The sequence below is a fragment of the Pseudoselenomonas ruminantium genome (genome assembly GCF_900142515.1).
Classification (GTDB): Bacteria; Bacillota; Negativicutes; order Selenomonadales; family Selenomonadaceae; genus Selenomonas_A; species Selenomonas_A ruminantium_D.
In genome coordinates this window covers 50517-65195 of the sequence record NZ_FRBC01000008.1, presented here as the reverse complement: position 1 = coordinate 65195, position 14679 = coordinate 50517, and the positions used below count along the sequence as shown (strand labels likewise).

Genomic DNA, 14679 nt, shown 5'->3' with positions numbered 1-14679 from the left:
AAATTAGTAAATAAAAATCTTTACGAGGTGGGACGAAAGTGCTAATATATATCCGTAATTCAGCCAATATCACTGTAGAATATTGGTAAAGAGGATAAAGTAAGAAAGGATTTAGGAACATGGGAATTCACGTTAGTCATAAGAAATGTGCGGCTTGGGCAATGGCCACAGGCTTTTTGTGGGCGGGGACGGCAATGGCTGCTCCGGCTGTGCCGGAAAATCCCGGTGTGGCGCGGGAGAATTTGGAACGCAATCAGGCGCAGGCAGGAATTGAGAGCAGCAATGTTGAGGCCACCGAACTGAGCAATGGGGCAAGCTTTACGTTGAACACGCTGTCCATCGAACCGGAGGATGGCATCCGCTTCAAGGACGAAGATCTCGCTAAGATTGCGGCCAAATATCAGGGGCAAACGGTCACACTCAAGGAGCTAAATGCAGCGGCGGCAGAAGTCACCCGCTATTTCCGTGCTCATGGCTATCCGGCGGCTACGGCCTATCTGCCTGCTCAACGGACAACGGATGGGCGGATTGTCATTGCGGTAGAACCCGGTAAATTTGGCAACATCATCATTGACAATCAGAGCAAGGTGAAGGATGCAGCCATCAAGCGTCTGGTCAAGGGACTTAAGACTGGCGAAATCGTAGAAGGGAAGAAGCTGGAAACCGCCCTCTATAACATCATTGGTTTGGGCGGGGTGAAGGCCGGCGGTCTGTTGCAACCAGGCGCACAAAAAGGGGAAAGCAACCTGACTATCAAGGTGGAGGATGGCAAGGCCGAAACCTATGTGCTCTACGCCAACAATTACGGCAGTAAATCTGCAGGCCGTTATCGTTACGGGCTGACGGCAGATTGGTATGAACTGTCAGGTAATGGCGACCATCTGGGCATCAATGGCATGGTTTCCAATGCCCACCAGAAGAATATCGGTCTGCGCTATGACCTGTCCACTGGCCGTAGCGGTACCCGTGTAGGTCTGGGCGTGTCCCATGCCAACTATCAGCTGGGTAAGGCGCTGGAAATCCTCGGTGCCAAAGGCACGGCTACGACATATAGCCTCTATGCGACCACACCTTTGTTCCATACCAGTCAGGAGGCCTTGTTCCTGAACTACGGTTATGACTATCGGGATATGACGGATAAGCTGAATCGCTTTAGCTTCCGCACGGATAAGGAGAGCAGTGCCGGACATCTGGGAGTCAGCGGCTTCAAGAAAGGAAAGAATACCAACGTGACCTATGGTGTGACCGGTTATGCCGGACATATCGCAGGACGGCACAAGATAAATGGCGTGCGGATTGGTGAACTAGCGCAGAAAGGCCATTACAGTAAGGGCGTAGCCGACCTGTCTGTGGTGCAGAAGCTCAGCAAGGAATGGGATATCCTGCTCAAGGGCACGGCGCAGCTGGCTGGCAAAGACTTGGATTCCAGTGAAGAGATGTACTTGGGCGGTGCCACAGGCGTAAGAGCCTATCCGCAGGGGGAAGGCTCCGGGGATAATGGCTATCAGGCCACAGCAGAAGTACGGTACCATATTCCCGGTGTGCAGGGGCTGGCTTTGTCCACTTATTTTGATATCGGACATGTCAGCAGCAAGGAAGATGCCGCTGCCTTGCGTGATACCACGCTCAAAGGTTGGGGTCTGGGACTGGCCTGGACACGCCCCAATGATTTCTTTGTCCGCGTGGATTATGCTCGCCGGATTGGTTTGGGGGACAATGTCAGCCGGGATGCGCAGGCAAAACAGCGGGTCTGGTTCATGTTGGGAAAACTTTGGTAATAAAGGAAATGCAAGATGAAAGGATACGGTTTATTTATGAAGAAGTCAGTATCGATGAAAAAACTGGGATATAAGATTGCCCTGACACTGGGTGTGGGCATGTTCTCCATCATTCCCCTAGTGCAGGCAATGCCGCAGGGTGGCGTCAGCGACACGGCCAGGATTGCTCTGACTGCTGAGACGAACATGGATATCACGGGCACGGCAGCTAATAATATCATTAATTGGAAGTCCTTCAGTATCGACAAGGGCGAAGTGGTCAACTTTGACGGCAAGAATTATCTGAATCTGGTCTCCGGGCCGGATATCTCCAATATCATGGGTACCATCAATAATGTGGGGGGGAATATCTTCCTCGTCAACCCCAATGGCGTTGTGTTCGGTGCTTCTGCCACCGTCAATGCGGCTTCTATGACTGCTTCGACTACCCCATTGGACAATATCACGGATGCCGTGAAAAGCGATTTTGTCAGCACGGGCATACTCAAGGCTAACGGCGTTACTGACGGCAGCGATATCTCCGTGGCACTCTGTACGGTGAGCTCGGCCAACTCTCTGACCGTCAACGCTGGGGAAGTGGTGCTGCAAAACACGGATGTATTGGATAAAAGCGTCAATACCATCACTGGCGCAGAAAAAGTCATTATCGGCGGCGTGGCAGATAATTTTACATCCAATAAAATTAATACGGGCGCAACTGTTGCTGGGGCAACCTTGCTAAAAAAAGCGAATCTGTCTGAGGTAGGAGGGACAGGTAATTATCTGCTTAGTGAAGACATTGACTTGCAGGGGGTAGATATGGTACCCCTGGGGGATAATAGTAGCAAAGATAATGGCATATTCACAGGATATTTCAATGGTCTGGGATATCGCATTGCTAATTTAAATATGACCAATTTAAAGATGAATGCTACGTCGCCTATGGATGGTAGTACATATCAGAAAGTGATGACTTATGTTGGCTTGTTTGGCCGGATTGGCAATGGCGATAGTGCAACGCAAACGATGCTTTATGGAACGGTGAAAAATCTCAATCTGACCGATGTTTATATCGAAAATGGTGGGGCAGTTGGCGCTTTGGCTGGTGATATGGTAGCTGGTACGGTATCCAATGTTGAGGTTTCTGGTACGGTTAAAGGGTCATTCTATCTTGGTGGTGTTATCGGCGTAGGTCCGTATGCGACTATCTATGATAATGACTCGGTACAGAATTTCGTAACTATCCGCAATGTGACAAACAGGGCGAATGTATACGGCGTGGATGCTGCGGGAATTTTGAGTGTTACTCCTGCGAAGAGCAGGCTGGTCAATGTGAAGAATTATGGCAATATCGAAGGGCAGGAATATGCTGCTGGTATAGTGTGGGGCGCAGGAGACTGCACGATAGAGAATGCCTATAATATGGGAACAGTAAAAGCTACAGGATCCACTAGACAAGATTACGATATGGAGACTAAGACATCGAAAACGGTATATTATGGGGATGCCGGTGGTATTGTTGGCTCGATAGATGCTTATGACAATAAAGCAACAGTACTGACGAATGTCTTTAACAATGGTAAGGTAGAAGCTCCTTATGGCAACAATGGTGCCATTATAGGTACGGTTTATCGTCATCCAGGAAAGGAATTGAACCTTACATTGAATAATGTACTATATGCTATGGGGACGGGGAATAGTGGTTACAGTAATGTAGTCTACACGGAAACTGGTAGTACAACGGTCAATGGTATTGTAGCTTGTGGCACAGAGAAAACATCTGCAGAACTGAGCACCACGATGGAAAGTATCTGGGGCGCCAAGTATGCAGTGACTGTGCCTGAACCGATTTCTGAGCCTGTTCCTGAGCAACCGACGGATACGCCGATTGTTACGCCGTCGGATAACCCCGTGGATAATCCGACCGACACGCCGACGGATAACCCGGGCGGGAATCCTGCGGATACTCCGGCAGATACCCCCGCAGATACCCCCGCGGAGAATCCTGCCGATAAACCTGTTGACGATCCGGTAGACAGTCCTGCTGACCAGCCGACGGGTGAACCCGCTGCAGAACCGGTGAAGGCGGAGCAGAAATCTACGGTGGAACTGGTGCAAAATATAATGGTTGAAAACTTCAGGGATATGCCAGAAGCAGAGCAGCAGGAGATTTCCCGGACGGCTGCCGAGCAGATGGGAGCTGCTACGAAGACGGAAAGTAGTGCACAAAATGCTGTGACAACTGTGTCTGTAGCAGCAGACAACACAGAGACTGGTAAGGGGGCTAATGGCTCCCCAGTGGAAAACAGCGATAGCGAAGAAGAATAAGAGCCTGTAAAAAACAAAAGGGGTAACTCTTGGACAAGTCAGTAAATAACTGGCGTTTCAAGAGTTACCCCTTTAGAGTCCTGCGAAATGCTGTAAAACCCTATCGACAAAATCTCAGCAACGGCGCTATAATTAGACCTATCAATTGTGTAAAAGTTTAGGAGTGGATTTTCATGGAGGCTTTTTGGGCGGCGTTTTTGTTGATATTCTTTGCCGAGATGGGAGATAAGACACAGTTCCTCGTGATGGCACTGGCGGGGCGATATGACAGCCGCCGGGTGTTTGTGGGCATGACGCTGGGGATTATCGTGGTGCATGCGCTGGCGGTACTGCTGGGGGCCACCATTGGCAGTTTCCTGCCTGCGGAGAAGATGGCGATTGTGGCCTCTATCCTTTTCATTTGCTTTGGTCTTTGGTCGCTGAAAGGTGAAACCGATGATGAAGAGGAAGAATGCCAGACCAGCCGTTTCGGCCCGGTGATGACCGTAGCATTGACCTTTATCATTGGAGAAATGGGGGATAAGACCCAGCTGGCGGCAGTGGCGCTGGCTTCGGAGATGAATAGCTGGCTCATGGTCTTCATTGGTGCCGTAGTCGGTATGATTGTGGCGGACGGCATGGGGCTGGTGGCTGGCAATTACCTGCAGAAAAAAATATCGCCCCCGACCATGCAGAAAGTGTCGGCGGCGATATTCATTGTGTTTGGTGTGGCTGGGCTGGTGCAGTGCTTTTTCATGGGGTGAGGCGTAATACGAATCGGAGTTTTAGTAGATTCGTTCCAGCTCATATCCGTTGTCATGCAGTGCCTTGATGATGCGTTGCACGTGTTCTTCGTTGTTGGTTTCGCAGGTGACTTCGAGGACGACCTTTTTGAAGCTGTTGGTGACTTTGGACTGGTTGTGGTTGAGCTCGATGACGTTGGCGTTTTCCTCGGCTAGGATGCGGGAGACGTTCAGGAGCTGACCTGGTTTGTCCGGCAGGAGGATGCCGAAGCAGAATACCCGGCCACGGGCAATCTTGGCTTTTTCAATCAAGGCCGAGATCGTGGAGATATCGATATTGCCGCCGCTGACGATGGCGGCTACTTTTTTGCCCTTGAAGGGCAGTTTGGACAGGGCGGCGAGGGAAAGCACGCCGGCGCCTTCAGCAATCAGTTTATGCTTTTCGATCAGGGACAGCAGGGCACCCATGATTTCCATTTCGGATACGGTGATGATATCGTCGAGGTATTTCTTGCAGAATTCGTAGGTCAGCGTACCTGCCGTCTTTACGGCGCAGCCGTCTGCTACGGTGTCGGCAGATTTGAGCGTGGTGATTTTTCCTTTGGTGAGGGCGGCCTTCATGCAGGCAGCGTTTTCTGGTTCCACGCCGATGACCTTGATATCGGGATTGACGAGTTTGGTAGCCAGTGCCACGCCGGAAGCAAAGCCGCCGCCGCCGATGGGCACGAGGATGGCATCAATGTCCTTGCAGGCATCGATGATTTCAAGGGCCGTAGTGCCCTGCCCCAAGAGCACCTGCAAATCGTTGAAGGGATGGATGTAGACATAGCCATGCTGCTTCTGCAGTTCGAGGCTGTAGGCATAAGCATCGTCAAAGCCGTCGCCATGCAGTACCACTTCGGCCCCCAAGGCTTTGGTGCCTTCGACTTTCAGGATTGGCGTGGTGGCAGGCATGCAGATGACGGCCTTTACGCCGAGTTTTTGGGCGGCGAAGGCCACGCCTTGGGCATGGTTGCCGGCCGAGGAGGTGATAACGCCTTTGGCACGTTCTTCAGGGGAGAGCTGGCTGATCTTATTGTAAGCACCGCGCAGCTTGAATGCGCCTGTGTGCTGGAGGTTTTCTGGTTTCAGGAAGACTTTGTTGCCGGACAGTTCTGAGAAAAAATCACTTTCAATCAGGCGGGTTTTTCTGGCGATGCCTTCGAGATTGCGGGCGGCTTGATAGACGCCCGCGATGGTGGTCTGGGCAACGATTTCGGCATTATTGGGGCGGCTGGCTTTTTCCTTGGACATGAGGGGGCCTCCTTTTATACTCTCAGTTTACACATAGTTGATTTTTATGCATTTATTTCTAATAAAATGTTCTATTTAGTGTATCATTATCCGTTGGGGAATGTCAATGTATTTTCTGCGTCCGGGGCAGGATTTTGTTGGGGCGGGCGCGAAATATTAGGTATATCGTATTACGGGGAGGTATGTTCAGATGAAGTTATCCCGTATTTTGGTGCCTGTGGATGCGTCAGATACGTCTAGCCGTGCGTTGAAGTTTGCGGCCAATCTGGCTGAAGAAATGGGTGCGAAACTGGATGTTTTGCATGTGACGTATTTTACCAGCGAAACGGATGCGCAGGACGAAAGCTGGCTGCCAGATGATGTTGTTGGGGATGTGCGCAGTGATGAAGTGGCGACACAAGCCATGATCAAGCGGTGCATGCCGGATGATTTCCAATATGAATATCATCGTCGCACGGGGATGCCTGCAGAGGAAATCCTGCAGTTTGCTGAGGAAAGCCTGCCGGATCTTATCGTGACCGGAGGCCGGGGCTTAGGAGTCGTGGAAGGCTTTTTTGCCGGCAGTGTCAGTCAGGAATTAGTAGAGCGGGCCCAGACAGCTGTGATGGTGGTTAAATGATCTTGAGGGGGTAATCATGATGATGAAAAATATTCTTGTGCCGGTAGATGGCTCGGAAGGTTCGGACCGCGCAGTAGCGGAGGCTATTGCCATGGCGGAAATCTGTGAGGCGAGGCTGAACTTTCTCTATGTCGCTAACATCAACCAGCTGGCCATCAATGCCTGCTTGTCGGATGCGATTCTGGAGGCGGTCACGAAGGCTGGGAATGTGATTTTGGATCGTGCCATGGAAATGGTGCCCTCAGGGATAGAAAAGGAAGCTTATTCCGAAACAGGATCACCTGCGGTGGTGATTTTGGATTTTGCATCTTCGAATGACATTGACCTCATCATTATGGGCAGCCGGGGACTGGGGATTGTGAAAGGTGTGCTGTTGGGCAGCGTCAGCCAGTATATCGTGGAGCAGGCGAAATGCCCGGTTTTAGTTGTGAAATGAACAGAAAAAATCCGGCCAGTCCAAATGACTGGCCGGATTTTTTAATATAAGGTTTTTATGATGCCTGTTTTGCGATAGGCATTCATGTCAATGACTCGTTGATTGGCGGAGCCGCGGAAGTTCAGGGTCAGATCCCGAAGTTTTTCTTCATAACGGCCATCTACCAGTACATCGATTTCTTTCAAAAGGGTATCGATGGCTGGATTTTTTCTGGCCAGCAAATCTTCCAGCGTAAAGCCCGTATAACTCCACACGTCAAGCCCGCGGGCGTGAGCCTCACGGGCAAGCTTGATAAGGGGGGAGGGCTGGAGAAAGGGTTCGCCGCCACTGAAGGTGATACCGTCCAGCAGGGGATTGGCATCCAGATAGGTGAGAATCTCATCTGTATCGGCTTCGCGGCCACCTGTGGCCGGGTGAGTAGCGGGGTTATGACATCCAGGGCAATGATGGGGGCAGCCCTGCGTGAATACCGTAAATCTGAGCCCGTCACCGTCCACGATGGATTCTTCCACAATGCCGGCAATGCGAATTTTCATATCAGTGCATAACCGTATGCTTTACGCGGTCATGTTCTTCAGCCTTTTTGGCGTCATTCCAGCGGTCGATGGTGCCTACGAGATAACCCGTGATGCGGCGGATGCGCTCAAACTTCTGGGGCTGGAGCACATAGTCCAGATGAATCTGACCATCAGCTGCGGGGGTCAGCGTGAGTTCATTCAGCTTCTCGTTGGTCTGCTCTTCCACATAGCCGATGTACTGGGCGATTTCTGCCTCCGTTACATCGCTGAGACCATCGATAGTTACTGCTACATCATTTACCATCATGATAATCACCTATCCTTTGTATTTTTTAGCCTTGCGGCCTGTGTTTGACTTGAATCACCCATATGTGGTGAATGTAAAGAAATTATACAATATGTATGGCTGTTAGTCAATAGTAATACTATATATAGTTGTTTATCCCCCGCGTTATCCACAGGAGAAAACGGGCTTGAGCGCGGAATGGAAGGGGGTGAAAAAAGTTATCCACAGGCAGGAAAATGGAGGTTTTGTGGATAACATTATCCATAATGAGTAAGGAGGTGCCGCAGTTTGTTCATCATTATGGAAGGAGATTGTTTTTGAAAGGGATTTTTTGAGAATGTGAGGGATGGATTATGAATTGGTTGAATAACCTGCGTGTAAGTGCCAAGATTGCCTGTATGATTGCTTTGGCTGTTTTGGCACTGGTAGCTGTGGGCTGGAATTCTGTTTCGTATCTGAATGGCATTCAGAAGGACATGGACAGGATGTATGCCCAAAAGATGCAATCTGTGAGATTGCTGGGAGACTGTTCGATTACAGTACGGGCAATCCAATCGCGGATCTTGGAAAATGTCATGCTCACGGATGTGGCGCAGATGCAGAAGAATAAAAAGGATATCGAAAAGTATCTGAAACGCTATGAGGATACGTGGAGCGAATATCGGGCCTTAGGTGAGAACGTAGAAGGTGTCGATGTGGTGGAAAAGCACTGGTTGGATTTCAAGGACTCTGTGGACAAGATGATGGAGCTGTCATTGCAGGGCAAGCAGCAGGAAGCCAGGGCTTTATACGGAACCAAGGCCATAAAGGATATCATTGCCTGGGATACCAGTATGTCGCCGCTGCGGAAAGCTGTTTATGCTGAGGCTGAAGAAATCAACAAGCAGAATGAACAGGATGTTTCGACTGCCAAGTGGTCGATGGGAATCATCACGTTAGTGGCGGTGGTGTTGATGACGCTGTTTGGCGGCCTTCTGACGCAGGTCATCCGTAAACCCTTGAAGGCTATGGTGGCTGCCTGCCAGCGCCTGCAGGCGGGAGATTTCCGTCAGCTGGATATGCCGGAGCATCGTGAGGATGAGTTCGGAGAAATGGCCAGGGTCGTGGAAGATGTACGTGTTGCCTTGAATGATTTGATGGCAAAAAGCAATGAGTCGGCAGAACATATTGCTTCAGCTTCGGAGCAGCTTACCGCTAGTTTCCAACAATCTGCACAGGCATCCCAGCAGGTGGCGGAATCTGTAACGGAGGCTTCCGGGGCCGTTTCCCAGCAGCAGCAGGGTATTGCTGAAAGCAGTACGGCTGTTGGCAAGGTGGCCGATTCAGTGAAAATGCTGCAGACTGAGGCTGAGCGGGTAGCCAATCATGCCAATGCGGCATCGGAACAGGCCATTGCAGGGACCAAGGCGATTGCGCTTTCGGTGAAGCAGATTCGCGGCGTGGAGTCTACAGTAGGTGAGTCCGCAAGCATTGTAGGGAAACTGGGCGAGCGTTCACAGGAAATCGGTCAGATTGTCGAGACGATTTCTGGCATTGCGGAACAAACCAATCTGCTGGCCTTGAATGCGGCCATTGAAGCGGCCCGGGCTGGTGAGCAGGGGCGTGGTTTCTCCGTGGTGGCAGATGAGGTACGTAAACTGGCAGAACAGTCCTCAGAGGCTGCGGAGCAGATCTCGCTTTTGATTGTGGACATCCAGTCCGATACCAACAGTGCCGTGGAGTCCATGAGGGCTGGCAGTACTGCTGTTTCGGAAGGCGCGCATTCCGTAGAGGAGTTACGTAATACCTTTGAGAAGATTCGGGAATTTGTCGATGAAGTATCCACGCAGGTCGAAAATATGGCTGCAGCCATTCGGGGCGTGGCTGCCGATGCCGATGTCATCAATCATCATATTGAAGATATTGACCGGCAGGGCACCAGGGTATCCGATGAAATGCAGAACGTATCTGCTGTGTCGGAGGAGCAGTCGGCTTCGGCTGCTGAGATTGCTAATGCCAGTGATTCACTGGCTAAGCTGGCGCAGGATTTGCAGGATACCTTGCGGAATTTCAAGTTCTAATTAAAAAAAGGGGTCGCGAAATGTTCGCGGCCCCTGCGGTTTATTGTTGTACGATTGTGCGGATGGGGAAGGGGATTTCGATGCCTTCTTCCCGGTATCTGGCGGTGAGTGCTTTGATGAATTCGTGCTTGAGCAGGAATTGATTGTCAAAGCGGGCAGAATGGAGCAGGACGTTGAAATCGATGCTGCTCTCACCGAAGTTGTAGAAACGCACCGCTGGCTGGCGGTCCTTATCCAGTCGCTCGTTGAGCTGGAGCAGGACCTGGCGGGCTACATCCAGCGTAACCTCTTCCACTTTCTGTAAATCGCTGTTATAGGCCACGCCTACGGGAATCTTGATGAGGATATCATGGCGGGGCATGCTGAAGTTCGTGATGATTGAGGAGGCAATTTTCTGGTTCGGTATGACTACCATATTCCCCTCGCCTACGGGGACAATGGTGGTGAATCGCCAGGTAATATCTGTGACGCGGCCTTCCTCGCCGGAACTCAGGTGGATATAGTCGCCCAGGCGCAGCTGCTTGGAGAGAATCAGATGCAACCCGGAGAAGATATTGGCCAGGGTTTCCTGCAGAGCCAGAGCCACGGCCATACCACCGACACCCAGGGCGGTGAGGATCGGTGCAATGGAGATGCCGTAGTATTGGAGTATCACCAGAATGCCCATGGCATAGATGATGCCGTTGACAATGGCGTTTAAGAGTGTGGTCTTAGGCATCTTCTGCTGGGAGCGCTCAATCTGCATATCGATGATGCCGCTGACCGTGCGGGCGATGACGCGGGTAATCGTCATGATGATTACCGTAAAGAGGATATACGAGAAAATCTTTACCAATGGTTCAATGATGTTGATGGTATTGACAATCCAGTAGAGCCCTACTACCAGACAGAGAGAAATGGGAACTCCCTGCAATGCATTGATAAAAATAGTCTGCCAGGTGGTTTCATCACTGGTCAGGCGATTCATCACCCGTTTCCGGATCATGCGGTTCAGGGTGATTCCCGCAGTCAGGGCGGCAATCAGGATACAGACTGGTACAATCAGCATTTCTAACAGATGAGTCCAATCAATCCAGCTCATCCAATCTGTGCTAGGCAAAATAATTCCTCCCTTATTAAGATATCAGTACAGAAATCCCTTCTATTATACATCAAAAAGGCTTTGTTTTGCCATATCTTGCATATGGTAAAATTTGCTTCCTAAAGGTCTGGTATTGTGCTGCATATAGCGTTATAATTAGCTTTCGATGTATTTTTAGGTTTATGAGGTGACAGGAATGTTGAACACACGGGACATGGATATGCTTCATGGCTCATTTTGGGATAAGCTGATTATTTTTGCGATACCGCTGGCCCTGACAGGCGTGCTGCAGCAGCTCTTCAATGCTGCTGATGTAGCGGTGCTGGGGCAGTTCGTGGGCAAGAACGCTATGGCGGCAGTGGGAAATAATATCTCGGTCATTGGGATCCTGGTGAATCTTTTTATGGGATTATCGCTGGGGGCCAATGTGGTGATTGCCCGTTTCATCGGGGCGAAAAAGCCTGAGAAAGTGGGCACGGCGGTGCAGACTTCCTTTGCGTTGGCTGTCATTACCGGTTTTTTGCTGCTGGCAGTGGGGGAAATCCTGGCTGCGCCCATCATCAACTGGCTGGATGTGCCGGCAGAAGTAGAGGCGATGGCGGAAACCTATTTGCGGGTTTATCTGCTGGGCCTGCCTCTTATCGGTGTCTATAACTTTGAGGCGGCCATCCTCAGGGCGCGGGGTGATACGCGCACGCCGCTTTTGGCACTGGCGGCAGCCAGTGTGGTCAACCTCGCCTTGGACTTGCTCTTTGTCAGCTGGGGCTGGGGGGTCATGGGCGTGGCACTGGGGACGATCATTGCCATGGGGGTAAGTTCTTTTATCCTCTTTTGGTCGCTTACGCATTCGCAGGATATCCTGCGTCTGCAGTTCAAGGATTTTGTCTTTGACCGGAGAATGCTGCGGGAGATTGCGGCCATCGGCCTGCCTGCCGGGATTCAGGGCATGGTCTTTTCCTTTTCCAATATCCTCATTCAGGCGGCGGTGAATAGTCTGGGGCCGGATGCCATGGCTGCTTCGGCAGCGGCTTTTGCCATCGAGGTCAATGTCTACTGTTTCCTGAATGCTTTTGCGCAGGCTACCACGACTTTTGTGAGCCAGAATTACGGAGCGGGGAATCTGCCGCGCTGCTTTGCGATTACCAAGGTGGGGATGCTGCTGGATATTGCGTTTACGCTTGGCATGGCTGCTGTCGTCATCGTGTTTGCCCGGGAATTCTTTGCCATCTTCAATGCGGACGATACTGTGGTGGAGCTGGGCATCGTCCGGTTCTGGTACATCGTAGCGCCGCAGTTCCTGCAGGTGTTCATCGATGTGCTCTCGGGGGCGCTGCGTGGTTATGGCTTTTCTTTGCCGCCGGCCTTGCTGGCCTTGGTGGGAATCTGCGGCGTGCGCATAACCTGGCTTTACACGCTGTTCCCTGCCCATCCGGACTATGGCACGCTTATGGCCTGCTATCCGGTGAGCTGGCTGATTACAGGTATTTTTATTGGTCTGTTGTATCGTTATTGCCGGCGGCATATCAAGCTGATCCGGGTGTGAGTTTTCCATGATGAATTGAAGGGGTGTGCTTTGACATGGATTTTGCTGATTTAGGGGTACTGATTATCGCGGGGGGTCAAAGTTCCCGTATGGGACAGGATAAGCGTTTTCTGGAGCTGGATAATAGTTCGCTCCTGGAGTGGCAGCTGCGCAAGACAGAGCGTCAACCCTTCAAGGAACGGTACCTTTGCGGTGGGCATGAAGATAATGAGGAACTGCAGCGCCTTTGCCAGCAGTATGAGCTGGAATTCGTGCCGGATAGCCGGGAGGCGGCAGGGCCGCTGGAGGGATTGCGGGCGGGGCTGGCTCGCTTGCAGACCGACTATGCGTTAGCGGTATCCTGTGATATGCCCTTGTTCCGTTATCCGGTTTTAAAGCCGTTGCTGGACGCTGTTCAGGGGGAATGGGCTGTCATTCCTGTGGCAGGAGGGCGGCGGCAGCCGTTGGCAGGCATCTACCATCGAAAGATCCTGCCTCAGGTGGAGGCGGCTTTGGCCAGCGGTGAATATAAAATAGGGAAGATAATTGATGCCGTACCGCATAAATTTGTGGAGATTGCCGACAAGGATGTATTTTTCAATGTGAATACTCCTGCGGATTACCGCTTGATGGAAGGCCGTTTTGCCAACCTCCGGCGGGATGTTCCTCTGGTTACGATCGCGGCGCCGGTGTCCAATACCGGCAAGACCACTTTTATCGAGCAGCTGCTGCCGCGCCTGCGGGAGCATGGCTTGCGCGTGGGCGTGGTAAAAGGAGACTGTCATGGCTATAATGTGGATGAGACCGGCAAGGACAGCTGGCGGTTCAAGGAAGCTGGCGCGCAGGCCGTGGCGGTGGTTTCTCCGGAAGGCTATTTCATCCAGCAGCAGACCGCTAAACGTGCGCCTTTGGCGGCAGTAGCCAACCGTCTGGAAAACGTGGACATCGTATTGATTGAGAGCCGCAATCACGGGGTACTGCCGAAGATTTCCCTATGGCGCGGGCTGGGAGATGTTTTGGTGGATACGGAAACCGTGGCGCTTTTCAGCAGTGGCGGGCCGGAGGCTCTGCCAATCCGGCAATATGATCTGGATGATATTGATGGAGCCGTGCGCCTGATATTATTTCTTTGCGGACATCAGGCGGTGTGAAAAAGCGCTTGAAGGAAAATGCGCTTTTCGGTAGAATATTTAATGATAAATGAACGAAGAAAGCGCGAGGGGAATTTGATGAAGTATGTAGTGATAGATTTGGAGATGAATCCTGTAGATCGGGAATTCCGCGAAGTCAAACGTCATATGAAAGAAGAGGTCATAGAGTTTGGCGCCGTGCGGCTGGATGAGAATTTTCAGCAGGAAGCGGAGTTCCAATGCTATGTGGAACCGGAGTATGGCAAGATCAAGAAGCATATCACGAATCTTACCGGCATCAAGCAGGAAATGGTGGATGGCAAAGGCAATTATGCGCAGGCCTTCCAGCGGTTTGTGGAATGGATTGGCACGGAGGAAACGAAGATTTACTCCTGGAGCATGTCGGATATCAAGCAGTTGAAGAAAGAATGTCGTTTCAAGCTGCCGGAGTTTGATGTGAGCTGGTTGGATGAGCGCTGGGTGGATCTGCAGCAGGAATTTGATGACCGTCTGGGGCTTCATAACAGTCTGGCTCTGAAACACGCACTGGGAGCCATGGATCATAAATTCGAAGGTACGCAGCATACGGCGCTGGCAGATGCTATCAATACCAGTGCGATCTTGGTGCTCATGCAGGATGACGCTAAATTCCGTCAGACGATGCAGCCGGTTCTGGATATATTGGAGCCACAGGATGATCTGGCCAGTTCCATTGGTGATTTATGTCCGGATTTGTGGAAATTGAAGGCAAATTTAGAGGACTGACCGTGGTAAGAGGCGGAAAAAAGGGAGCGGATTGTAAACTTATACATTATGTTGGGAAAAAAATGTAAAAAAATACAGCATACCCTTTGGATATATGCTGTATACTATAAATGTAGTAAATGTTCGGTATAGTTCTTTCCCCAATCCCCATTGGGCTGTGCC

Annotated in this window: 13 protein-coding genes; 9 read left to right on the top strand and 4 right to left on the bottom strand. The window is 51.1% G+C overall.

Annotation, left to right across the window (positions count from 1 at the left end):
- Nucleotides 1-119: 119 nt before the first annotated feature.
- The 3 genes from BUB68_RS05720 to BUB68_RS05710 all read left to right on the top strand — a co-directional run bounded on the left by BUB68_RS05720 (nt 120) and on the right by BUB68_RS05710 (nt 4828).
- Nucleotides 120-1778, top strand: a complete 1659-nt coding sequence (locus tag BUB68_RS05720; RefSeq protein WP_073088933.1) for a ShlB/FhaC/HecB family hemolysin secretion/activation protein — start codon at nt 120-122, stop codon at nt 1776-1778.
- Between the two features lie 36 nt (nt 1779-1814).
- Entirely contained in the window at nt 1815-4085 is a 2271-nt protein-coding gene (locus tag BUB68_RS05715; protein ID WP_178139472.1) for a two-partner secretion domain-containing protein, read from the top strand.
- Nucleotides 4086-4258: 173 nt separating this feature from the next.
- On the top strand, nt 4259-4828 hold the full coding sequence (locus BUB68_RS05710; RefSeq protein WP_073088928.1) for a TMEM165/GDT1 family protein: 570 nt from the start codon (nt 4259-4261) through the stop codon (nt 4826-4828).
- Nucleotides 4829-4849: 21 nt separating this feature from the next.
- On the opposite strand, the gene ilvA is transcribed toward BUB68_RS05710, so the two are convergent.
- Entirely contained in the window at nt 4850-6100 is a 1251-nt protein-coding gene (gene ilvA, locus BUB68_RS05705) for a threonine ammonia-lyase (protein ID WP_073088925.1), read from the bottom strand.
- Between the two features lie 190 nt (nt 6101-6290).
- Between ilvA and BUB68_RS05700 the strand changes: the two genes are divergently transcribed.
- Nucleotides 6291-6719 carry a universal stress protein gene (locus BUB68_RS05700; protein WP_073088923.1) on the top strand — a complete coding sequence of 143 codons (429 nt, stop codon included), beginning with the start codon at nt 6291-6293 and terminating at the stop codon, nt 6717-6719.
- Nucleotides 6720-6738: 19 nt separating this feature from the next.
- Nucleotides 6739-7155 (top strand): universal stress protein, encoded by a 417-nt coding sequence (locus BUB68_RS05695; protein ID WP_073088920.1) that lies wholly within the window; start codon nt 6739-6741, stop codon nt 7153-7155.
- Between the two features lie 41 nt (nt 7156-7196).
- Here BUB68_RS05695 and nrdG read toward each other — a convergent pair whose 3' ends face one another.
- The gene (gene nrdG, locus BUB68_RS05690; protein WP_073088918.1) at nt 7197-7691 is read right to left on the bottom strand and encodes an anaerobic ribonucleoside-triphosphate reductase activating protein; all 495 of its coding nucleotides are present in this window, start codon (nt 7689-7691) and stop codon (nt 7197-7199) included.
- A 1-nt stretch (nt 7692) separates the two neighbouring features.
- Entirely contained in the window at nt 7693-7980 is a 288-nt protein-coding gene (gene nrdD, locus BUB68_RS05685) for an anaerobic ribonucleoside-triphosphate reductase (protein WP_073088916.1), read from the bottom strand.
- Nucleotides 7981-8312: 332 nt separating this feature from the next.
- Here nrdD and BUB68_RS05680 point away from each other — a divergent pair, with 332 nt between their 5' ends.
- Nucleotides 8313-10019, top strand: coding sequence for a methyl-accepting chemotaxis protein (locus tag BUB68_RS05680; protein WP_073088914.1), 1707 nt, complete (start codon nt 8313-8315; stop codon nt 10017-10019).
- 40 nt (nt 10020-10059) lie between these two features.
- Here the strand turns inward: BUB68_RS05680 and BUB68_RS05675 are convergent, their stop codons facing one another.
- Complete coding sequence (locus BUB68_RS05675; protein ID WP_073088912.1) at nt 10060-11100, bottom strand: mechanosensitive ion channel family protein; 1041 nt, start codon at nt 11098-11100, stop codon at nt 10060-10062.
- A 196-nt stretch (nt 11101-11296) separates the two neighbouring features.
- On the opposite strand from BUB68_RS05675, the gene BUB68_RS05670 reads away from it, so the two are divergent.
- From BUB68_RS05670 to BUB68_RS05660, 3 genes are all read left to right on the top strand, one after another.
- Entirely contained in the window at nt 11297-12643 is a 1347-nt protein-coding gene (locus BUB68_RS05670; protein WP_073088909.1) for an MATE family efflux transporter, read from the top strand.
- A 35-nt stretch (nt 12644-12678) separates the two neighbouring features.
- Complete coding sequence (gene mobB, locus BUB68_RS05665) at nt 12679-13773, top strand: molybdopterin-guanine dinucleotide biosynthesis protein B (RefSeq protein ID WP_073088907.1); 1095 nt, start codon at nt 12679-12681, stop codon at nt 13771-13773.
- A gap of 78 nt (nt 13774-13851) precedes the next feature.
- Nucleotides 13852-14517 (top strand): 3'-5' exonuclease, encoded by a 666-nt coding sequence (locus BUB68_RS05660; RefSeq protein WP_073088905.1) that lies wholly within the window; start codon nt 13852-13854, stop codon nt 14515-14517.
- Nucleotides 14518-14679: the final 162 nt, after the last annotated feature.